Here is a 20656-nt window from a genome sequence, read left to right on the forward strand (position 1 = left end):
CGGGATGCAGTCGCAGCCGGCCTCGTTGGCGTCGGCAGTTGCGCCAGCCACGGTCGAGGTCACCCCACGGTGGCTGCGCGTAGGCGACGGGTACGCCGCCACCCTCGTGGTGACCGGCTACCCGGCCGAAGTCGGCGGCGCGTGGCTGGAACCGCTGCTGTCCTGGCCTGGCCGCCTGGACCTCGCCCTGCACATCGAGCCGCTGCCGGCGCCGATCGCCGCCGCCCGGCTGCGCACCCAGCGGGCCCGCCTGGAGTCGTCGAGGCGGGCCGACTCCGACCGGGGCAAGCTGGCCGACCCGTACGTCGACGCCGCCGCCGAGGACGCCGGTGACCTGGCCGAACGACTCGCCCGTGGCGCGGCGAAGCTGTTCCGGGTCGGCCTGTACCTGACGGTGCACGCCCGCTCCGAGGCCGAACTGGTGCAGGCGTGCGCGCAGGTCCGGGCCGCCGCCGCGTCGACCCTGCTGGACGTGCAGCCGGCGACCTGGCGGCAACTGGCCGGGTGGACCACCACCCTGCCCCTGGCCACCGACGGGCTGCGGATGCTGCGCACCATGGACACGCAGGCCCTCGCCGCCGCGTTCCCGCTGTCGAGCCCGGACCTGCCCGCTCCGCTGCCCGGCGACCCGCCGACGACCGGCGGTGTCCTCTACGGGGTCAACCCGGCCAGCGCCGGCATCGTCTGGTGGGACCGATGGGCGCAGGAGAACCACAACTCCATCGTCCTGGCCCGATCGGGGGCGGGGAAGTCGTACTTCGTGAAGCTGGAAATCCTGCGCAACCTCTACCAGGGTGTGCAGGTCGCCGTGGTCGACCCCGAGGACGAGTACCTGCGCCTCGCCGACGCCGTCGGCGGCAGCGTCGTCCGGTTGGGCCTACCCGGTGTGAAGATCAACCCCCTCGACCTGCCCGTCGGCGACCGCCGCCCCGACACGCTGACCCGCCGCGGGCTGTTCCTCCACACCCTGATCAGCGTGCTGCTCGGCCACCAGCCGCCACCGGCGGAACGGGCGGCCCTGGACCGGGCCATCCTCGCCGTCTACCGGTCCGCCGGCATCACCGCAGATCCGGCCACCCACCACCGGTCGGCGCCGCTCCTGCGCGACCTCGCGCAGACACTGCGCACCGACGACGACCCGGCCGCCGCGACGCTGGCCGCCCGGCTCGCGCCCTGGGTGCAGGGCAGCTTCGCCGACCTGTTCGACGCCCCCACCACCCAGACGCCCACCGGACATTTGGTCGTATGGTCGCTGCGGCACCTGCCCGATGAGCTACGCACCGTCGGCACCCTGCTCGCCCTGGACTCGATCTGGCGCACCGTCGACACACCGCGACGGCCGTCGCAGCGGCGGCTCGTCGTGGTCGACGAGGCGTGGCTGCTGATGCGCGACGGCGAAGGCGCCCGCTTCCTGTTCCGCATGTCGAAGGCGGCACGCAAACGCAACGCTGGGCTGACCGTCATCACCCAGGACGCCGCCGACGTGCTCAGCACCGACCTCGGCCAGGCCGTGGTGTCCAACGCCTCCACCCAGGTGCTGCTACGGCAGGCCCCGCAAGCCATCGACGCCGTCGGAGAGGCGTTCGGGCTCACCGGCGGCGAACGACGCCTGCTGCTGTCAGCCCGCCGGGGCCAGGGCCTGTTGATCTCCGGCGTCAACAGGACGAGTTTCGAGTCAATCTCCTCGGACGCGGAGCACGCGCTGTGCACCACGAACCCGGCCGAGCTGGCCGAGGGCGACGAGGAGGACGACCTGTGACACCACCTCTGGACGCCGTGAGATCCGTGCTCCTGTCGCCGCCACCGGCGCCCAGCCCCACATTCGGGCCGGGTGCCGATCTCGATCCGCCTCCTACCGGAGGCGGCGCCGCCCTGGTCGACGCCGCCGCGTGGGCCACACAGCGGCCCTGGTTGGCGGCTGTCGCCGCCGGGCTGCTGGCCGTCTGGGTCGGAGCCCGGAACCTGGTCGAGATCCGGCGGCACCGCCACCACGCCCACGGCGCCAGGCTCGTGACGATCGCACCGCCGCCGGAGGTCGACCCACGCAGCGCGGGCGCGTTGTGGGCGAACCTCGCCGGCGTCCTCACCCCGTCGCGGCGGCGGCGTCTGCTCTACGGCACCTCGCACGTCGTGTGGCAGTACACGTGGTCGGGCCGGCAGCTGCTCATCTCGATCTGGGTGCCCGGCACCGTCCCGGCAGGGGCGGTCGAGGCGGCGGTGCGGGCGGCGTGGCCCAGCTCGGCCACCACCACCGACACCAACCCACCCCCGCCGATCCCCCTGCACGCGTACCCCGCCACCGGTGGGCATCTGCTGCCGGTGTTCGCGGAGTGGCTACCGTTTGCCACCGATCACGACGCCGACCCTCTGCGCGCGCTGATGTCGGCCGGCGCGCAGCTCAAACCCGGCGAGTACGCGTGCGTGCAGATCCTCGCCCGCCCGGCCACCCCCCGGCGGGTGGCACGAGCCCGCCGCGCCGCCGGACGGCTACGGTCCGGCAGGACCGCTGTCCCGGCGATCAACCCGGCCGCGCCGCTGCTGTGGCTGATCGACGCGTTCCTCCCCGGCACCGGCGGGGGCGGCCGGACCACCACGCCCGCCGCCCGCCGGGATCCCACCGTGGAACGGGATGTGCGGGCGATCCTGGACAAGACGGCGCACCCGATGTGGCAGACCGGCATCCGGTACGCCGTCGCCACCACCAACCAGCGGCCCGGTGCCGACCCGGTCGGCAGGTTACGGGGCATCGCCGACACCCTCGCCTCCGCGTTCGCCATCCACACCGGCCGCAACCGGCTCACCCACCGGGCCCGGATGCCCGCGCCGGTGGCCGTCCTCGCCGCCCGCCGACTCGGCCCCGGATTCCTCACCTCCGCCCCGGAACTCGCCGCCCTGGCAGCGTTGCCGCAGGACCTCGCCGTGCCCGGCCTGGACCGGGCCCGGGCGGCGTCCATGCCGGCACCGGTCGCCGTTCCCGGCGGAGGGCGTGGGGTGAAGATGCTCGGCGACGCCGAAGTCGGTGGCCACAGTGTCGGGCTGTCGGTGGCGGACGCGAGGTATCACATGCATGTGATCGGTTCGACGGGCTCCGGGAAGACCACCCTGCTGGTCAACATGGCCCTCGACGACATCAAGGCCGGCCGGGGCACCGTGGTCATCGACCCGCACGGCGACCTGGTCCTGGACATCCTCGACCGGCTGCCCGCCAGCGTCGCCGACCGTGTCGTGCTCTTCGACCCCGACCAGGAGAATCCGCCGACGCTGAACCCTCTCGAAGGTGACGACCCTGACCTGGTCGTCGACAACCTGGTGTCGATCTTCGGCAACATTTTCCAGAAGGCGTGGGGGCCGCGGATGGACGACGTCATGCGGGTGGCGTGCCTGACCCTGCTACGGCACAACAACGTCACCCTGCAGCACATCCCCCCGCTGCTCAACAGCCCACAGTTCCGGTCCGCGATGACGGTGGACCTGGACGACCCGGCCGGGCTCAGCGGCTTCTGGCAGTGGTACGACAGCCTCAACGACAGCCTCCGTTCCCAGGTCATCGGTCCGGTCCTCGCCCGACTGCGATCGTTCCTGCTACGCGACTTCGTCAAACGCACCATGCGGTATCCGAAGTCGAGCTTCGACATGGGCAAGGTCCTCGACGGTGGGGTGCTGCTCGTCCGGATCCCCAAGGGTGTTCTCGGGGAGGACACCAGCCGGCTCCTCGGCTCCCTGATCCTCGCGCAGGTGTGGCAAGCCGCGACCGCCCGCGCCGCCACCGCATCCGAACGCCGCCGCGACGCCACGCTGATCATCGACGAGGCGCAGAACTTCCTCACCCTGGCCAACTCTCTCGACACGATGCTCGCCGAGGCCCGTAAGTACCGGCTGTCACTCGTACTCGCCCACCAGGATCTGGCCCAGTTCCCCCGGGATCTGCTCTCCGCCGCGTCCGCCAATGCCCGCAACAAGGTGTACTTCACGGTGGCGCCGGAAGACGCGAAGGTGCTGTCCCGGCACACCCTGCCCGAGCTGGGTGAGCACGACCTCGCCCACCTCGACGCGTACACCGCCGCCGCGCGGCTGGTCGTCGACGGCCGCCAGACCCCGGCGTTCACGATGAAGACCCGGCCGCCGAAGCCGGTCGTCGGCGAGGCGACCGCTATTCGCCAGGCCGCCGCCGCGGCGGTACCGGCGCAGAACACCAGCGCCGTCGACGAACTCGTCGAGCGACTCAGCCGCAAACCCGACGATCGGCGGAACCGTCCGAAGAGCGACCGCACCTGACCACTCTGGGGCAGCGGTGGCGTCGACCGGGTCGCGAACCGGCTCGTCACCAGGATCGCCACCGGTGACCGCCCGGCACCTGCCCCACACCCCTGAGCTGGGCTGTCAGTGCCGCACACACCCCCTGACAGACCCTCCGCGCTGCCCTCTCCCGTTCCAGACACCCCTCCCGATCGGGAGGGAACCCTTTTCCCCAGGAGCAAACACCGTGTATTCCCGTGTTCCGTCCCTCTCCAGCAAACCCGACCCACTGGCGGTCTTCGGTCGTATCGTCCCCCGCGACCACGCCCTGCTGGCCCTGCTCGCCGAGCACTACCTGCTGTCCACCGACCAGATCACCCACGCGTTCTTCGACAACCAACGCACCGCGCAGCGGCGGCTGACGATCCTGCACCGCCTCGACGTGCTGCACCGCTTCGGCCGCAGCGGCGCCCACGGCCGCTACGGATCCCTGCTCTACACCCTCGGGCCCGTCGGACTGCAACTACACCCGACGAGCTACCACGACCCGAACGGCCCCGGCGGCAAGGCGCCCCGCAGCTCCCTGGAACGCGCCAAGCGCATCGCCGCCAGCGGCCAGGTCAACCACCTGCTCGGGGTCAACCAGTTCTTCACCGACCTCCTGGCCACCGCCCGCCGCGCCGACACCGTCCGGCTGTCACGGTGGTGGTCCGAGCAGCACGCCACCATCGTCTACGCCCAGTCCGGCATCCGCCCCGACGGCCACGGCGTGTGGACGGTAGGCGACACCGCGACCGGGTTCTTCCTGGAGCACGACAACGACACCGAGAACCTCGCCCGGGTCGTGGCCAAGCTGCGCGGCTACGAACGCCTCACCACCTTCGGACCCCGCTACCCGGTCCTGCTCTGGGTTCCCAGCCGACGCCGCGAGGCCAGCCTCCTCGGCGTGCTCGCCGGACTACGCACCGCCAGCCCGATCGCGACCGCCGTGCACGGACCCGACCCGGCCGGCCGGGTGTGGACCCTCGTCTCGGACCCCACCCACCGCAGGTACCTGCACGAACTGCCCTGCGACCACGGCCCCGACACGATCACCAACCCGCAGCGCTTCGACGACCTGTAGGACTCACACCGCAGGTCAGCGGCACCGACCGCTCGGCGGTGCAGGTCGACTACTCGCTGCGTCTGTCACCAACCAAGATTGTTTGTGAGAGGCCCGAAGTCTCACAGGGTCGGTGCCGACGACGGCCCAGCGCGGGGCCGGAGCGTCTCACAGTGCAGGTCAACCCCGTTCTTCGGCGGCCGCGTCGCCGCAGCGGCCTGACAGAACAAGCCGCTACTTTTCACGGCACCAACAGCACCCACATATATCTCCACCCGGTTCGGTCCCACCTTCGGAACCACCGCCGCACCCACCGGTGCGCCACGCCCACCCGCCCCATCAGGGCCGGTCGGCACCGCGCCGCGCGGCGACCCCAGGTCGCACCGCATCACCCCGCACCACACCTCTCCCCTTCGACCGACCCACGTACCCGGTGGGCCGGTCATCTCCGCGCGCCCTGACGCGCGCCCACACCCCAGGAGGACCCCATGGCCAAGAACCCGGCCCGCAAGGCCACCCCACCGGCTGCCACGCCGACGCCGACGGTCAGCACCATGATCGTCTGCGTTCCGGACGACCTGCCCCGTGAGTCCCTGACCGCACACCAACTCGACCGCCACTTCGGCGTGCAGGGCAATCTGTCGCCCCGGTTCTGGGCCAGCCCCGCCATGTACCTGTGGCAGCGCGGCCAGATGTTCGGACTGCGCAAGGGCCGTCCCGCCTACTGCGCCGGTGGACCGGTACAACTGCTCGACCTGCACGGCATGCGCCACGCCGCCAGCGTGGGAGCGGCCATCCGCCACCAACTGTTCAGCCAGGTCGTGCACGGCACCAGGCCGGCCACCCCGTGGCACGTCTACGAGACCCGCCACCTGGCGGACCCAACCAAGTACCCCTACGACACGGCAGCGGCGGACTTCCACCATCAGCCCCGGGTCAACGCGATCCGGATGCACAACGCCGCCACCTACGGCACTGGGCAGATCGCCCTCGGCGAACTGGAGATGTACCAGGCCGGCTCCATGGCCTACCAGCACCACAGCGCGCTCACCGCGGTCGCGGCCGACGCGCTGATCACCATCGAGGGAGCCAAGCTGGCCCCGGCCAGCGACGCCATGGCCGACCGGGTGACCTACCTCGAACAGGCCCACCGCCTGCTCGCCGGTATCGACCCCAATCAGCGGCTCCTCGCCGTCGCGCTCTGACGCCGGCCGAGACAGGAAGGACACAGCCATGGGCCGCGTCATGTTCCTGCTCGACGAGGTCGAGCAACTCGCCGACGCCTGCCTCCGCGCCCAGCGCCGGGGCACGGCCAACCGCGAGGCATCACACCCGGCGCCACCGGCGCTCAGTGTGATGCACGACGAGTTCCACCAGATTTACCTGTCCGGCACCAGCACCTCCGTGGGCTTGAACCACCGCCTGCGGCCCGTCACCTGCAGCCTTCTGGGCTGGCAGGAGACACCGGTGCTAGCCGGCGAGCTCACCGGCAGGCGCTACCGACGGCTGTACCCGGGTCGTCTCGGCGACATCCCGCTACGCGGGCCGGAGAGCGACCTGCTCCACCTCATCCAGTCCGGCGTCAACGCCGGCTGGAGCACCTTCGTCGTCGACTACGTCGACGGCACCGTCATTGCCGGTGTCGGCCGCGGGCGCTTTCGCGCCTCGCACTGACACCCTGCGGAACCGATCGGGCCAGCAGCCGCCATCCCTGTACCCGAAGGATGCGCGCTGCTGCCCGGTCGGCCCCGCCACCACCGCAGATCCAGCGGGCTACCGCGATCGCCAGAGGTCCCGGACCAGCGGGCGATTCCTACGGACGGTGTTCGCCGAGTACCTCGGCCGCGACCCGCCGACCCAGGTTCGTTGCCTCGGACATCAGGCTCCAGTCCTCGTACCTCAGGCGCCGCGCCTGGCGTGTGATCCGCCGGCCGCCTCAGGCAGGGGCACCCATTGCGCCACCGGCCGGCGACACGGCCGCCCTTCCCTCTTCCACGGCCACCACCGGCAGCGACACCCGCGAGCGCCGGTCACCTGCCGCCGGTCACCCCCATCGAAGCCGACGGCGATCAAGTCCTGGCCGCCGATATCACCCTGTCTGAAGGGACAACACACCATGATCCAAGTTCCGATCTGCCCTGTCTGCCACGAGCCGGTGGTAGACCAGCCCGCCGAAAACTGGACCAGCGCCTACCGCAGCGGCGGCACGTGGTGGCACCTCGCGGACAACCGGCCCATCTGCCCAGACGCGGACGGCAACCTCTCCCCGGCGGCCTTCGTCGAGGACCAACTGCGGATCGACAGCGCAACCAGCGCCTGGATCAACACGATGACCGACCTGTTCGCCCTCAACGGCTCCTCCACCCCCGCCCGACTGGGCAGCGCCATCGCCGCCGCCGAGCACCTGAACCGGTGGCTACACACGGCCACCGGGCCCTTCAGCGCGCTGCTAAGCCTGCCCAACGCCGCCGACGTCGCCTCCCTGCTCGGATACCTGCACCGCACCAACCGGCTCCTCGCCCGGGTGCACGCACAGACCGGGTCCTACCTGCTCGACCAGGCCCGGCAGACCCAGTTCACCGGTCTCGACGACGACAACGAAGAGGCCATCGACGCCGCCGCCGACATCCACGTGTGGCTGCGCGACGCCGCCGATTGGTCCGCCCAGTCGGCGCAGGCGACCGGCGCGGCCTGGTCCCTCATCCGTACGCTCGCCACCCTGAACGGAGCAACATCTGGAACGCGAGCCGACGAGCAGCGACCCGGCGGGAACAGTGCGAGCCCGGCCGTAGCGCAGGTGCCGCGGGAACTGTCTCCCGAGCACCTGGGTGAACTCGTCGGATCGGCGTTCGGCGACGAGGCCGGCTTCACCCCGGAGCTGACCCACAGCGCCGCGCGGATCCTCGGAACCACCGCCAGCTACCTGGCCAACTGCCTCGGCCCGGCCCGATCCGCCGCCATCCCCACCCCGCACGACCTCGCCGATCTCACCACCTCCCTGACCTACCTCACCCACACCCTCATGGGCGGGCTCCAGCACCTCGCCGACAGCCCACGCGGCAGCGAGAGCCACGGCCTCGACGACGCTGACGCCACCGCGATCCGGGCATCACTCACCGACGCCGTCGTTGCCCTGCGCTTCGCCGCGAGCAACCTCGCCACCGTCTCCCACACCGCCGCCGCCCCAGAACAGCAGAACGAGGAGCAACGGTGACCGGCGGCAGCACCCCCACCGACGATGCCGATACGACCCCACACGGCTTGACGGTGGTGGACCGGAGCTTCGGCGAACGCGGGGGAGGCTACGACCTCACCGAGATCCGCCGCACCGGCAGCGGCCACCGACTGCGGGTCCGGATCCACCGCGACCCCTACCTGCGTCAGAGCCACGCCCTCGTCGAGGTCCTCACCCCCGCCATGACCTGGACCGCACTCGCTGACGAACCCCCCTCGGCCTGGCACCCTGCCACGCCGTACCGCAGCACCAGCCCGACACCGCTGGAGAACCTCGCCGAGCGGCTCTTCCAGCGGGCCGTCGCCATCCTTGACCCCGAGTAGGTCAACAGCCCCTCAACAGGGAGCACCGGCTTCGGGAGCGGTGCTCCCGCAATGACCAGGGCGCGAAGCGCGCACCGTGGTCCGTTCCCGACATCCCACAGCACGCTAGCTCCGGCCGATGCCCGGCCGAACACGCGCCCACCGCGCGCCCGGGCGCGGCCATGTGGCCGTGCCCGGGTGCCTTGTCTGAAAGGTCCCGCCGTGGTTTCCACCTCACCCAACGCCGAACAGCTCGTCGAGCGGCTGAACGACATCATCCGCCGCCACCGCGACGAACCCGCACTGGGCCAACCCGTGCTGATCGACCTCGGCGAACCTGTCCCCATCTCCTACGTCGAACTGGCGGACCTCACCGAGCAGTGCCGACAGACCGACTGCCACTGCGCCTACGGCCCGCAGAACCCTCCCGCCGACGCGCCCACGCAGGGCGTCCACCTCGCGGTCGTCATCGGCGGCCACTGGGACTGAACCGCCACGAACGCGGGCGACGCGACCCCGTTCCGGCACCACCTCACCCTTGCCTACCCGCACCTCACCGCTGCCCCGGCGCCAATGCCCGGCGTCTGGGCCTTTGCCGTACCGGATGGAAGGAAACCCTGATGGCAACCACGATGACCGTCGTCGTCACTGACGACCTGGACCACAGCACGGACAACGTCGGCACCTACCGCTTCGCCCTCGACGGCGTCGTCTACGAGATCGACCTCGCCCCGCACAACCTGGCGCGGCTAAGGGAGGCGCTCGCCCCGTACAACGCGGCCGGCCGCCGGCTCCCGAAACGCGCCGCGACGCGCAGCAGCGGCGTCCGCGACAGCCGCCGCGCCGCCGCCGAGGTCCGTGACTTCTGGGCCACCCACCAGAAGCAGCTGGGGCTGCCATCGCACCGCAGCCACGGCCCAATTCCCCACACGGTCCGCGCCGCCTACCGCGCCGCCCACTGACCTTCACCGCAAGGAGAACGAGAGACATGCGCGCTATCGATGCGCTGCCGCGACCGGCAGGCGAGTTCCACACCATCCCCGCGACCGTGACCGTCGGCGAGTCCATAGTCGTTTCCTGGTACCGGGAGATCGCGACCGACGTCGCGACCTCCGTCGGCCAGCCCTTCGACCACGCCGAGTATCTGCTGCACCGGCACCCGGGCGCCTTCGCCCCGTACCTGCTGTATGGGTGCTTCTCCATCGCCGGCCGCACGGTGGCTGTCTCGGTGCTGTGGGACGACCTGTGGCGCGAACCCGGCTACGCCCTGGCCGTCGACGGCCAGCCGGTGCCCCTGGACACCACGAGCACCGCTCGTCCCGCGGCCGTCATCGCCTACGCCGCCTGGCAGGCCATCCTCACCCCCGCGACCCGGCGGAACCACTGATGGACCACCGCTACTTCGACCCGGCCCGGTGGCCGAGGGCGGTGGCCAATGCCCACTGCTGACTACGAGCCGGCCCGGGGCAACACGGCCGTGTTCTCCGGCCGGTGGCTGCGCTACGAGCCGGTCCCCGGCTTCCACCGCTACCACGAGGGCTACCGGGCCACCGTGCTCGGCTGGTGGAACGGCGCCTGCGAGTTCACCCTCGACCGCGAAGCCGTGACGGCCCTGGCCCAGACGTTCACCGCGATGGCCAACTACGTGGGCGGGGACTGGCGCACCGTCGACTTCGACGGCCGCATCCTCACCATCGCCCGGCCGGCATCCCTCGGCGGCGGCGTCCACCTCGCCCATCCCACCGACGGGCGCTACCGCATCGGCTGGGGCCTGCCCTGGCGGCCCATCGACCCCCGCCGCTGCGACCGCATCTTCGGCCAACCATAACCCCCACGGCCCACCCGCGCGGGCGTGAAGGCCCTACCGCAAGCGTCAACGGCGTCCCGAGATCCGGTCACCGCACTTGATCACGGGGCGCCGTCGAAGCGTGCATCAGTGCACGCCACACCACCACGGACCGACCAACGACCAACGAGGAGGACACGATGGACAGCGAACCGGAGCAGACCGGCACGCCCAGCGCGCTCGACCGGATCACCGCCGCTCTGGCGGAACTCGGCCAGGACACCGCCGCCGCGATCGCCCAGCAGGCCGGGGTGGGCTACTCCACGGCCACCAAACGCCTGCGCCTGCTGGAGAAAGCCGGCCAGGCCGAGGCGTTCCGCGCCGACGACGGGCGCACGCTCTGGCGGCGGCCGGCCAACGCGACAGCCAGCGGCGACAGCGACGACCCGCCGCACGCCACCACGAACGCCACCGACCCAGATCCCGACAACCCGGACGAGTCCCCCGCGCCGGAGCAGGACACTGGCACCACGGTGCCGACAGGGCCGGAAGGCGTGCCCACTGGCGACCTCACCGACGGTGTGACATCGCCGGCCGGCCAGGATCAGCCGTCAACGCAGGACGCGCCACCTCGGCCGGACGACAGCAGCAGCGAACAGGCCACGACCGAGCCCGACGGCGACGCCACCCCGGCTCGAGCCGAGGACGGAGCCGCCGCAGAGACCCATGGTCAGGCGGATTCCGGTCAGGACCTCGACCCGGCGGGCAGCGACGACGCGGTCATGGCCAACGACCCAGAAGATGCCGCGAACGCGCCGACCGGCGGGAAGCCCCGCCGGTCCAAGGGCACCCTGCGCGGGGCCATCCGCGATGTGTTGGAAGCCCACCCCGGCCAGCCGTTGCGGACCAGCCAGCTCTGCAAGGCCATTGACGCGGCCAACGAGGGCAGCGGCTCGGCGAAGGCCAGCGCGGGCGCGGTCGTCAACGCCGTGCACAAGCTCGTCGCCGACGGCGTGGCCGTCCATGTGGTCGAGAGGCCGGCGGCCTTCCAACTCGCCGCGAAGACCGACGACTGATCCCACACCCCGTGGTAGCCCGGGGTGGGCGTCGAACTTGGCGGCTCACGCCCACCCCGGTGCTCCTTCAGATCCAAGGAGCGATGCCGAGTGTCTCACCTGTACTCCTACCTGACGGCGGCCGGCGGTGTCCTCGCCGGCCTCGCCGCCGCAGCGGCCCTGCTCATGCGGCAGCGGCGAATCATCCACCACCAGCGACGGGCCCTAGCCGACCGCGATCGGGACCGGTCCTACTGGCATCACCTGGCCACCCACAGCGACACCAGTGACCTGCCGAACCGGCGAGCCCTGCGAAACCTGCTCGAGGCCATGTTCTCGCTCGGGGAGCCGCTCGGGCTCGTCCTGATCGACCTCGACCGGTTCAAACAGGTCAACGACACCCACGGCCACGAGGCCGGCAACGACCTGCTGTACGAGGTCGGCCAGCGTCTGGTCACCATCGGGCCACCGGTGGCCCTGGCTGTCCACCTGTCCGGCGACGAGTTCGCCCTCGTCGTCCACGGCGACCACGACGACGTCGAGACCGCCGCCCAGGCCGCTCACCGACGCGTCGCGGACAGCCCGTACAACATCGAAGGCCAGCGGATCGCGATCACCGCCAGCGTCGGCTACGCCGCCGCCGAGCCGCACATGCTGCCCCGCGACCTCCTCCACGCCGCCGACCAGGCCATGTACCTGGCCAAACGCACCCCCGGCAGTGCCCACGCCCACGACCCCGGCCACGACCCGACCCCGGACGGCGGCACCCGCTACCGCGACCTGCGGTAACCCGCTCCACCGACAAGCCCTCTGCAACCCCCTGGAGCCCCGCAGGCCAGCCAGCCTGCGGGGCTCACGCACGTCAAGGAGCCGACCACCGTGATGTCCTTCAACGCCGTCCACACCCTCACCGGGTGCCTCCTGGACGTCGAGGCCAACGCCGACCTCCTCGGCTGGGGCCAACCACCTTTGCTGCTGCTCGTCCAGGACCGGCCCGCCCCGTCAGCGGCCAGCGGCACGCGACGCCAGATGCGCGTCGCCCACCTTCCGCTCAACGGCACCCGCCTGGGCCGCTACCGGGCCGGACTCGCGGACTTCCTGCCGGACCTCGCCGCCGCGCTGCGCGCTGACCGGCCGGTCGGCCGGCCTTCTCTGGCGGCCTGCGTCGATATCGGCCTCATCGCCGACCTGCTCGCCGATCCCACCCCCGGACTCCGACTGCTGGCATGGGCCGTCCGCTACGAGGACGTGCTCGTCGCCCCCGACGAGATCCACGAGGTCCGCCGGATCGACGCCGTCGACGCCGACCGCCGCGGCTACCAGATCACCAGGCAGCGGGATGAACCGCGTCCCGTGGTCTGCATCGACAAACCCCTCGGCCACGACGACGCCCCGGCCACCCGCTCCGGGCTGACGCGCCTCGTCCAGGCCACCAGCCGGCCCACCCCGAACTCGTAACGCACACCAGAGATCAACGCGACCGGCCTCGGTCCCACGCGAGACGACTTGACCTTCGTGCAGAGATGAGCGTCGATCGTACCGGTCATCGTCCGAGCCGTTCATCAGGCACGACGCCGCCGGCCTCGGTCGGACGCTGTCCCCTGTCCGGAACCTGAAGGAAGGTCGCCCGCCATGTCCGACCGGAGCCGAATCCGTCCGTCCCACCGCGCACTGTTGCCCAGCGATGTCACCGACCGGCTGCTGTGGCGGCTGGCCGTCGACGTCCTCACCGCACACCAACCCGGGCCCGCCGACCGGTGCGTCAACCTGCAGTGCGCCGACCAGAGGCCCGGCCCGTGCACGGCCGCCAAACAGGCACAACGGGCGATGCGGACCGCCCGAGCCGCCGCGCCCCAGCCGGCGCCCCTGCCGCGGCCAGCGGTCAGCAGCCGCGAACACGCGCCGCAGCGGCGTGCGCGCGACGTCGGCGGTTTCGTCGGCTGGTTCACCGCCGGACTTGCCGCGACCGCCACGCACCTGCGGTCGCGGATCCCGCAGCGACTACCGCGCCGGGTTCCCGGCGCGGCGCTCACCGCCGCGTAATTCCCGGCCCCGGGCCGCAGACAGCCCACGGCCAACCCACCCGATCAGGAGAACAGCATGACCCTACGCACCGAGACCACTCTCCCCGGCTACGCGCGAGCCGCCGTCGCGATGAAGACCCGCATGCACGAGTACTGCGCCAGCACCGCCGGCCACGAGTACCACCGGGCCTTCGTCGAGACCCGCTGGGCGGCGCTCTTCCCGACAGACGGCGATGACGCGGCCGACCCGAACCACAAGCTCGTCGACGTGCTCGACCGGGCGAACAGCATGGTGTGGGCCCACGGTGAGGCGTTCGTGATCGCTCCCGCCATGACCGCCGTCGTCGCCGCGGGAGCCGAAGCCCTCGATCTCACCGGCGACCTGCTCACCGCCGACGCCGCCCCCACCGACGGCGGCGTGCTGTTCCTTCCCGAACCCATCTACCACCGCACCCTGGCCGGCCGGGTCAGCGGCATCGCCGCGATCACCTGGACCACCATCGCCTCCCCCCGTGGGCGGTCCTGGCTGATCTGCGGCTGGGCCCACCGCGACGACCCCGACGACCCCCACGCCACCCGCATCCAGGCCTACGCCCGGCAGGACCCCACCCTGCTGTCACGGCTCGGCCCCTACGTGCTCACCGACGTCAACGTGCTGCCCATCGCGCAACCCGTGCCCGCCGTCGACTCACCGGACGTCGAGGAACCCGACCGAGACTGGGAAACCGCACCGGACGGCCGGTACGTCATCACCGACGCCACCGCCCGTACGCACGTGTGCGCGGCGATCGCCTACGCGTTCTGGCGCATCCAAGCCCAGCCCATCGCGGTCGCCGCCCCGGCACCGTTGGACCGGGCCGCCCGCCGCCGCGCCGCACGCGCCTCCATCGTCCACGACACCCGCGTGGTGATGCTGCGGCGCACCTCCGCCGTGGCCGAACCCGGCGACGGACCCGCCAGGTGGCACTACCGGGTGAGGTTCCTCGTCCGCGGCCACTGGCGCCGCCTCATCGACCGACACGGGCAGGCGTACCGGATCTGGATCCACGCCCACATCAAGGGACCCGACGGAGCACCGCTGCTGCACGGCGAGAAAGTCGCCGTCCTCGCCCGCTGAACCAGCCCTCCGCGCCCACCCGCACACCAGCGACCGCGCGGCCCCGTCGCGGGCCGCGCGGTCGCTGGTGTGCCCACATCCCGCGCCGCCTAACCGATCAAGGAGACACCACCCGTGGGAACCACCTCGCACGTCGGCACCGCCGACCCCGACCCCGTCCAGCCGACGATCACCCGCCCCGTCCACGGCGACGGTCGCCCCTCAGCCCCCATCCCGCGATCGCGGGACATCCGGGCCGGCATCCCGCGCCGCGACACCGGCCCCCAGGAACCACCCGCCCCGCCCCGCCCCGCGCTCGGTGTCGGCCCACCGGTATCCGCGCCTGCCCGCACCATCCGGGTGCGACCGCGCCGGACCCGCCACCTCACTGCCGGCTGCCGCAGGCCAGGATGAGCTTCCGATCCCTGGTGTCGCTGGCCGTGGCGCTCACCGCCGTGTTCGTTCTCTGCGCCGGAGGGCTCGGCGGAATCCTCCTCGGCGGCAACGCCGCCGCCGGATGCATCCCCGTGGCCGCATCCCCCGCCGCCCCGCCGTCGACGTCCCCTTCCGTGCCGCCGACGGGGTGGCCGGCGATCGGCGACTGGGACAGCGACCAGGTCGGCAACGCCGCCGCGATCGTCACCACCGGAGCCCGCCTCGCCGTACCGGCCAGAGGGTGGGTGATCGCGGTCGCCACCGCGATACAGGAGAGCACCCTGCGCAACCTGCCCGGCGGTGACCGGGACTCGGTCGGGCTGTTCCAGCAGCGTCCCAGCCAGGGCTGGGGCACCCCGGCCCAGCTCCAGGACCCCATCTACGCGGCGGAGAAGTTCTTCGGCAAGCTGGTCACGGTCAGCGGCTGGCAGACGATGCCGCTCACCGACGCCGCCCAGGCCGTGCAGATCAGCGCCTACCCCGACGCCTACGCCAAGTGGGAGGCCCCGGCCACCGACCTCGTCACCGCGATCGCCGACGCCACCGGCCTACCCGCTGGTGGCCTGGCCGGGTGCGGGGCAGTCGGCCCGTGGACCCAGCCCGTGCTCGCCCCGGTCGGATCCGGGTTCCGCACCTCGGGCCGCCCCGGCCACGACGGCGTCGACCTCAGCGCACCACGCGGCACCCTCATCCGCGCGGCGTCCGCCGGCACGGTCCGCACCGTGCGCTGCAACGCGGTCTACGCCAGCACGGGCGCGCAGTGGGGCTGCGACCGCGACGGTGACCCCGACCTGACCAGGGGTTGCGGCTGGTACGTCGACATCGACCACGCCGCCGGCCTGCTCACCCGCTACTGCCACATGGACCAGCCGCCGATGGTGACGGTCGGGCAACAGGTCACCGTCGGCCAACCGATCGGCGTCGTCGGCTCCACCGGCCACAGCTCCGGCCCGCACCTGCACTACGAGGTGCACCACCACGGCGACCCGAGCCCGGAGGGCGCGGTCGACCCCGTGCCGTTCATGGCCGCGCAGGGCGCCCCGCTCGGCACGCCGCCCACCTGAGCGGCCCGTCACCATCCCCCCGCTCGACCCCGAGCGGCCAGAAGAAGGAGAAGCTGTGCCTGATCAGAACAACCCCGCGCCCGGCTATGACAGTCCGCCCGAACCCCATGCCGACGCAGCGGGCGACCACCTGGCCGCCGCCCACATCATGATCGGCGACGTCGGGGTCTTCGCCGGGGAGTGGAGCGCCTACGAACACCACGGCCGGAACCGCCACCGCACCGGTTTCGTCGGCCGCCTCGACGCCCAGCGAGGACGCAATGGCCGCTACGCGGTGTTCTCGTGCGACCGTGACGTCGCCGAGGAGATCGTCGCCGAACAGGAACGCCTACGCGACGAGACCCGGCAGCGCCTGCGCGCCGCATGCCTGCGAGGGCCCGACCTCGACGCCGAGCTGGACCTGGCGTACGCGCCGCTGCGTTTCGACGGCGACGACATCGTCCTGGACGAGCGGGGCGTCCACGGCGACGCCGAAGGGCTGTCCCGGATCTGCCCGGACGCCGTGGGCCGGTACGTGATCTGCGGCTGGCGGTGGGAGTGGCAGGCGGTCGATCCGGCTGACTGCGACCGCGTCGCCGGCACCCCTCCCGCGGCGTCGGAGCAGCCGGCCCGGATCCCGCTCGTCCACAGCCGGCTGCACGTGCCCCACCACCGGCTCGCCGTCACCAGCCTCACCGAGAGCACCACCCACGACGGGGTCTTCACCGCCACGCTCTGCCTCGACGGCGCACTGGTCGGCGTGATCGACAACTACCTCGGCGAGGGACAGACCCGGCTGCGGCACCACGACCCGGCCCGGTTCAGCGCGCGCGACCTGCGCGACTTCGTCGCCGGTTGCCGATTCCAGCGCCAGCCGACCGACACGGAGACGGTGCTGGACCGTCTGGTCGCGGAGTACGAGCTGGACACCCAGATCGCGACGCTGCCGGCGAACGGGATCCTGGCCCGGACGGTCGACGCCGACGGCGACTTCTGCGGCACCATCGTCGCCCTCGAATCCCTCACCAGCCTCGACCAGTTCGACCAACCCGCCAAGTGGGCCGGCCTCGCCGTCTACCTCATGACCTTCGACACCAGCTCGTGCTGCGCCGGCTGGCAGGTGTGGCTGGGCGACACGTGGCATCCGGTGCCCGCCCTGATCGCGATCACCTAATTCCAGCGGGGGTGCCACGGCGCTGCGCGTCGTAGCGCCGAGGTCATTCCCAAGGGCGCCCCTGCCCGGGGCAAACATCTGCACAAGATCGACATCGCGCATCGGTGGGGCGGGCCAGCAACCAGGCCCGCCCGACCAGCACATTTCCGAGAGGAAGAAACAACAGATGAGTGACTCCACGCGATCACACACCGGCCCTGCGGACGGCGAGGACACGAACTGGTCCACGCTCGGCCGACGGTTCCAGGAGATCCAGGCCACGATGATCCACGGCGACGGCGAGGCGGCCCTCGGCGGAGACGACTTCTACGGCGAGGCGCTACGACGCCTACTCACCCGCGGTGACTCGGGCTGGATCACCAGGGCCGCCCACGACCGGTTCATCCAGGCGCACCACGTCTTCAGCGGATCGGCGGTGGAGACCGCCCGGCGGCAGGCACGCCAGGCGCGCACCCGCTACGCCGTCTCCGCTCGGGGGATCCGCGCCGAGCTGGCCGCCTGGCTGCGCGAGGCGGGCTCCAACGAGCGGGTCGTGTCGAGCCGGTACCGGCGAGACGGGGTGCTCCTCGCCGCCGACTGGATCGATCCGGCCACCCCGGCGTGGCCCTACACCCGGCCCGAGCGCAGCCAGGAGGTCACGCCACCGTCCCCGGCCGGGGGCCACCGGTGGCGGCGGGTGCTGGAGGCGCTGCACGCGGCGGGCGAGCAGAACGGCGAGCGGGCCGCCGCCTGGTGGGCGCAGTACACCGTCGGCGGGCGCAGCCGAGGTGACGTCACGGCTGCCGCCCGCGCCGTGTTGGCCGGCATCGACGCCGGTGACCCCGCCGTCCTGGACGGGCTGCCCGCCTTCGACCTCGCCGGCTACGACGCCGACCGGTACCGCAGCCAGGCATCGGACGACGCACCCGACTGGGACGACCTGTCCGACGCCGAGCAGGGCGCCGCGATCGACGCCGCCCGCGACGGCTTCACCGCCGCCGTGCAGGACGGCGTCGCCGCCTCCTGCGCGGCCCTGCTCGGCGACGACATCGACAGCATCGGGTAGCCCTGTCACCCGCCGGACGCGGCAGGCATCCGGCCCATCGCCCTCGGCCGACCGGCCTGAGGGCCTTTCTGTTCACGAGAGGGAGCAACACGTGAGGAAGCCCTGGTGTGACCAGCGCGAGCCCACCGGACCCGCCGAGGAGGCAGCCGACGGCCCCCGTGCCCGCCCGGCGAGCGGGCCACCCGAACCGTGGCTCGTCGACGGGGGTTGGGAGGTGGCACGGCGGTGATCGACGACGACTATGTCCCCGGCGAGGGTGACGTCATGCCCGCCCTCTGGTGGCACCTGCCGGATCACGTCGGCCTCAGGAAGCGGTGGCGCAGCAGCGAGATTCCCGGCCATCCGCTGATCGCGTTCGCCGACGAGTTCACCTCGACGCTGCGCACCGCCGGCCCCCTCTACATCGACCTGCACGGGTACACGGCCTGGGACACCACCTCGTCGACGGGCTCCGTCGAGCGGCAGTTCTTCGAGGCCCTCACCGGCGGGTTCCCCGGCATGTTCAGCGTCGTCGTCGATGCCGGCCGCCCGACGGTGTGGCTGGCGCTGCGCCTGACGCGCCTCACCCACCCGATCGCCACCGCGATCATCGACCACCACGACCGCTACCGGGCCCACCGCCGCACGTCGGCGTAGCGGCCACCAGCCCGCCGCAGGCCGCCCGCGCCCGGTCTCTGGGCCGGCCTACGGCAGACGCCCGACCTGAACACCCGCTCCACGTAGCCGAGAACGGCTACGCGCACTCCTTCCCGCCCGCTGTGGCCCACCCTGCCGCCGCGCGCCCCGGGAAGGGGCGCGCGGCGGCTTCATCCGCCAAGGAGCAACCCCTATGTCCCCTCTGACCCGTATCCCGATCCGCCTGCCTCTGTCCAGCCCAAGGCCCGCGCCTGCGCTGCGCGGACACGACTTGATCACCCCCGACAGCGCGGGTATCCGTTGCACGCCGACCGCAGCCATCGTCGGAGGTGCCCGGTGACCTCGCCCACTCGACCCACCACGCCCAAGGCCAAGCCCCGCCCCATGTTCGGACCCGTCCTAGCCCTGCTCGCGGCCGAACCGCACCGCGCCTTCTCCATCGGCGACGTGGGCAAGGAATTGCCCGGCCGGTCGTCCGGCGCGATCGGCTCCGCGCTGAACCGCCTCGCCGACCGCGGCTGGGCCACGATGTCCCCAGGATCACCGCGCCGGTACACGATCACCGCCGAGGGCGTCGACGCGTTCACCGCCGGAGCCGGCGCCAGCCGCGCCCCCTCGACCACCGCCCCCACGCCCGCCGTACCGGCACCTGCCCCCACGGGTCCGGTTCCGCCGCGTCCCGGCGCGGTCCTGCGCCCCAACGGCGTCTGGTACCTGCCCCGCCGCCTCGGCGAGAGCACCGACGTCGAGGTGCTGCGCCGGCTACGCCGCGACAACATTCCGGTCCTGCTCTACGGGCCGCCCGGCACCGGCAAAACCAGCCTCATCGAAGCCGCCTACACCGATGCGATCACCGTCGCCGGCCACGGCGACACCACCGTTGAGGACCTCGTCGGCAACTATGTGCCGCTGCCCGACGGTGGCTTCGAGTTCTCCTACGGGCACCTCGTCACCGCGATGCGTCAGGGACGCGCCCTGTTCATCGACGACGCCACCCTCATCCCACCCCGCGTCCTGGCCGCCCTCTACCCGGCGATGGACGGACGGGGGACGATCACCATCGCCGCCCACCACAACGAAGTCGTGACCGCCACCGACGGGTTCTTCGTCTGCGCCGGCCACAACCCCGGTGTGCACGGGGCCATCCTCACCGAGGCCCTAGCCTCCCGGTTCTCGGTGCACATCGAGGTCACCACCGACTTCGACCTCGCCCGCTCCCTCGGCGTACCCCACGGCGCGATCGACGCGGCGGTCGCGCTCAACGCCCGGATGCGCAAGCACGAGATCGACTGGGCGCCGCAGCTGCGCGAGCTGCTGGCGTTCAAGCGCGTCGCCGCCAGCCTCGGGCTGCCCGCCGCCGTGGCGAACCTCGCCGCGGTCGCACCCGAGCCGGACCGGCAGGCGGTCGTCGAGGCCCTCCAGCGGGCCTACCGCGGCGCCCCCATCACCCCGCTCACCCTCGGCAAGCAGAAGTGAGGTCGACCCGA

Annotated in this window: 21 protein-coding genes; all 21 read left to right on the forward strand. The window is 72.2% G+C overall.

The annotated features are described in order from the left end of the window. Window positions 1-4 precede the first annotated feature (4 nt). Window positions 5-1759, forward strand: coding sequence for a VirB4 family type IV secretion system protein (locus tag IEY61_RS05905; protein ID WP_189041637.1), 1755 nt, complete (start codon window positions 5-7; stop codon window positions 1757-1759). Between the two features lie 17 nt (window positions 1760-1776). Beyond that, complete coding sequence (locus IEY61_RS05910; RefSeq protein ID WP_189041345.1) at window positions 1777-4275, forward strand: ATP-binding protein; 2499 nt, start codon at window positions 1777-1779, stop codon at window positions 4273-4275. Between the two features lie 208 nt (window positions 4276-4483). Next, entirely contained in the window at window positions 4484-5359 is an 876-nt protein-coding gene (locus IEY61_RS05915) for a replication-relaxation family protein (RefSeq protein ID WP_189041347.1), read from the forward strand. A 467-nt stretch (window positions 5360-5826) separates the two neighbouring features. Further along, window positions 5827-6543, forward strand: coding sequence for a hypothetical protein (locus IEY61_RS05920; RefSeq protein ID WP_189041349.1), 717 nt, complete (start codon window positions 5827-5829; stop codon window positions 6541-6543). Between the two features lie 28 nt (window positions 6544-6571). Next, window positions 6572-7012 carry a hypothetical protein gene (locus tag IEY61_RS05925; protein ID WP_189041351.1) on the forward strand — a complete coding sequence of 147 codons (441 nt, stop codon included), beginning with the start codon at window positions 6572-6574 and terminating at the stop codon, window positions 7010-7012. A gap of 442 nt (window positions 7013-7454) precedes the next feature. Then, on the forward strand, window positions 7455-8552 hold the full coding sequence (locus IEY61_RS05930) for a hypothetical protein (protein ID WP_189041353.1): 1098 nt from the start codon (window positions 7455-7457) through the stop codon (window positions 8550-8552). After that, complete coding sequence (locus IEY61_RS05935; protein WP_189041355.1) at window positions 8549-8896, forward strand: hypothetical protein; 348 nt, start codon at window positions 8549-8551, stop codon at window positions 8894-8896. Before IEY61_RS05930 ends, IEY61_RS05935 begins: the two co-directional genes overlap by 4 nt. 201 nt (window positions 8897-9097) lie before the next feature. Continuing rightward, window positions 9098-9364 carry a hypothetical protein gene (locus IEY61_RS05940; RefSeq protein WP_189041358.1) on the forward strand — a complete coding sequence of 89 codons (267 nt, stop codon included), beginning with the start codon at window positions 9098-9100 and terminating at the stop codon, window positions 9362-9364. 131 nt (window positions 9365-9495) lie between these two features. After that, window positions 9496-9837, forward strand: coding sequence for a histone-like nucleoid-structuring protein Lsr2 (locus tag IEY61_RS05945; RefSeq protein WP_189041360.1), 342 nt, complete (start codon window positions 9496-9498; stop codon window positions 9835-9837). Between the two features lie 26 nt (window positions 9838-9863). After that, window positions 9864-10262 (forward strand): hypothetical protein, encoded by a 399-nt coding sequence (locus tag IEY61_RS05950; RefSeq protein WP_189041361.1) that lies wholly within the window; start codon window positions 9864-9866, stop codon window positions 10260-10262. 48 nt (window positions 10263-10310) lie between these two features. After that, the gene (locus tag IEY61_RS05955) at window positions 10311-10703 is read left to right on the forward strand and encodes a hypothetical protein (RefSeq protein ID WP_189041363.1); all 393 of its coding nucleotides are present in this window, start codon (window positions 10311-10313) and stop codon (window positions 10701-10703) included. A 158-nt stretch (window positions 10704-10861) separates the two neighbouring features. Further along, entirely contained in the window at window positions 10862-11737 is an 876-nt protein-coding gene (locus tag IEY61_RS05960; protein WP_189041365.1) for a winged helix-turn-helix domain-containing protein, read from the forward strand. A 90-nt stretch (window positions 11738-11827) separates the two neighbouring features. Continuing rightward, a complete protein-coding gene (locus tag IEY61_RS05965; RefSeq protein ID WP_189041367.1) occupies window positions 11828-12505 on the forward strand; it encodes a GGDEF domain-containing protein in 678 nt (225 codons plus the stop codon). Between the two features lie 93 nt (window positions 12506-12598). Continuing rightward, window positions 12599-13174 carry a hypothetical protein gene (locus tag IEY61_RS05970; protein ID WP_229705713.1) on the forward strand — a complete coding sequence of 192 codons (576 nt, stop codon included), beginning with the start codon at window positions 12599-12601 and terminating at the stop codon, window positions 13172-13174. A gap of 174 nt (window positions 13175-13348) precedes the next feature. Beyond that, complete coding sequence (locus tag IEY61_RS05975) at window positions 13349-13759, forward strand: hypothetical protein (protein WP_189041371.1); 411 nt, start codon at window positions 13349-13351, stop codon at window positions 13757-13759. A gap of 57 nt (window positions 13760-13816) precedes the next feature. Continuing rightward, entirely contained in the window at window positions 13817-14857 is a 1041-nt protein-coding gene (locus tag IEY61_RS05980; protein WP_189041373.1) for a hypothetical protein, read from the forward strand. A gap of 389 nt (window positions 14858-15246) precedes the next feature. Continuing rightward, on the forward strand, window positions 15247-16335 hold the full coding sequence (locus IEY61_RS05985) for a M23 family metallopeptidase (RefSeq protein WP_189041375.1): 1089 nt from the start codon (window positions 15247-15249) through the stop codon (window positions 16333-16335). A gap of 55 nt (window positions 16336-16390) precedes the next feature. Further along, window positions 16391-17488, forward strand: coding sequence for a hypothetical protein (locus IEY61_RS05990; RefSeq protein ID WP_189041377.1), 1098 nt, complete (start codon window positions 16391-16393; stop codon window positions 17486-17488). A gap of 166 nt (window positions 17489-17654) precedes the next feature. Then, window positions 17655-18533 carry a hypothetical protein gene (locus IEY61_RS31045; protein WP_229705714.1) on the forward strand — a complete coding sequence of 293 codons (879 nt, stop codon included), beginning with the start codon at window positions 17655-17657 and terminating at the stop codon, window positions 18531-18533. A gap of 225 nt (window positions 18534-18758) precedes the next feature. Next, window positions 18759-19169: a hypothetical protein gene (locus tag IEY61_RS06000; RefSeq protein ID WP_189041379.1), complete on the forward strand. Its 411-nt coding sequence runs from the start codon at window positions 18759-18761 to the stop codon at window positions 19167-19169. Window positions 19170-19505: 336 nt separating this feature from the next. Beyond that, the gene (locus IEY61_RS06005; protein WP_229705715.1) at window positions 19506-20645 is read left to right on the forward strand and encodes an AAA family ATPase; all 1140 of its coding nucleotides are present in this window, start codon (window positions 19506-19508) and stop codon (window positions 20643-20645) included. The last annotated feature ends 11 nt before the right edge of the window (window positions 20646-20656 follow it).

The organism is Micromonospora sonchi (assembly GCF_014646235.1).
Lineage (GTDB): Bacteria > Actinomycetota > Actinomycetes > Mycobacteriales > Micromonosporaceae > Micromonospora > Micromonospora sonchi.

What these genes read in the sequence shown, in the direction of transcription:
- IEY61_RS05985 (WP_189041375.1), top strand. Translation starts at nt 15,247, where the DNA reads ATGAGCTTCCGATCCCTGGTGTCGCTGGCCGTGGCGCTCACCGCCGTG.
- IEY61_RS05930 (WP_189041353.1), top strand. Translation starts at nt 7,455, where the DNA reads ATGATCCAAGTTCCGATCTGCCCTGTCTGCCACGAGCCGGTGGTAGAC.
- IEY61_RS05955 (WP_189041363.1), top strand. Translation starts at nt 10,311, where the DNA reads ATGCCCACTGCTGACTACGAGCCGGCCCGGGGCAACACGGCCGTGTTC.
- IEY61_RS05905 (WP_189041637.1), top strand. Translation starts at nt 5, where the DNA reads ATGCAGTCGCAGCCGGCCTCGTTGGCGTCGGCAGTTGCGCCAGCCACG.
- IEY61_RS05920 (WP_189041349.1), top strand. Translation starts at nt 5,827, where the DNA reads ATGGCCAAGAACCCGGCCCGCAAGGCCACCCCACCGGCTGCCACGCCG.
- IEY61_RS05970 (WP_229705713.1), top strand. Translation starts at nt 12,599, where the DNA reads ATGTCCTTCAACGCCGTCCACACCCTCACCGGGTGCCTCCTGGACGTC.
- IEY61_RS05925 (WP_189041351.1), top strand. Translation starts at nt 6,572, where the DNA reads ATGGGCCGCGTCATGTTCCTGCTCGACGAGGTCGAGCAACTCGCCGAC.
- IEY61_RS05960 (WP_189041365.1), top strand. Translation starts at nt 10,862, where the DNA reads ATGGACAGCGAACCGGAGCAGACCGGCACGCCCAGCGCGCTCGACCGG.
- IEY61_RS05945 (WP_189041360.1), top strand. Translation starts at nt 9,496, where the DNA reads ATGGCAACCACGATGACCGTCGTCGTCACTGACGACCTGGACCACAGC.
- IEY61_RS05980 (WP_189041373.1), top strand. Translation starts at nt 13,817, where the DNA reads ATGACCCTACGCACCGAGACCACTCTCCCCGGCTACGCGCGAGCCGCC.
- IEY61_RS31045 (WP_229705714.1), top strand. Translation starts at nt 17,655, where the DNA reads ATGAGTGACTCCACGCGATCACACACCGGCCCTGCGGACGGCGAGGAC.
- IEY61_RS05975 (WP_189041371.1), top strand. Translation starts at nt 13,349, where the DNA reads ATGTCCGACCGGAGCCGAATCCGTCCGTCCCACCGCGCACTGTTGCCC.
- IEY61_RS05950 (WP_189041361.1), top strand. Translation starts at nt 9,864, where the DNA reads ATGCGCGCTATCGATGCGCTGCCGCGACCGGCAGGCGAGTTCCACACC.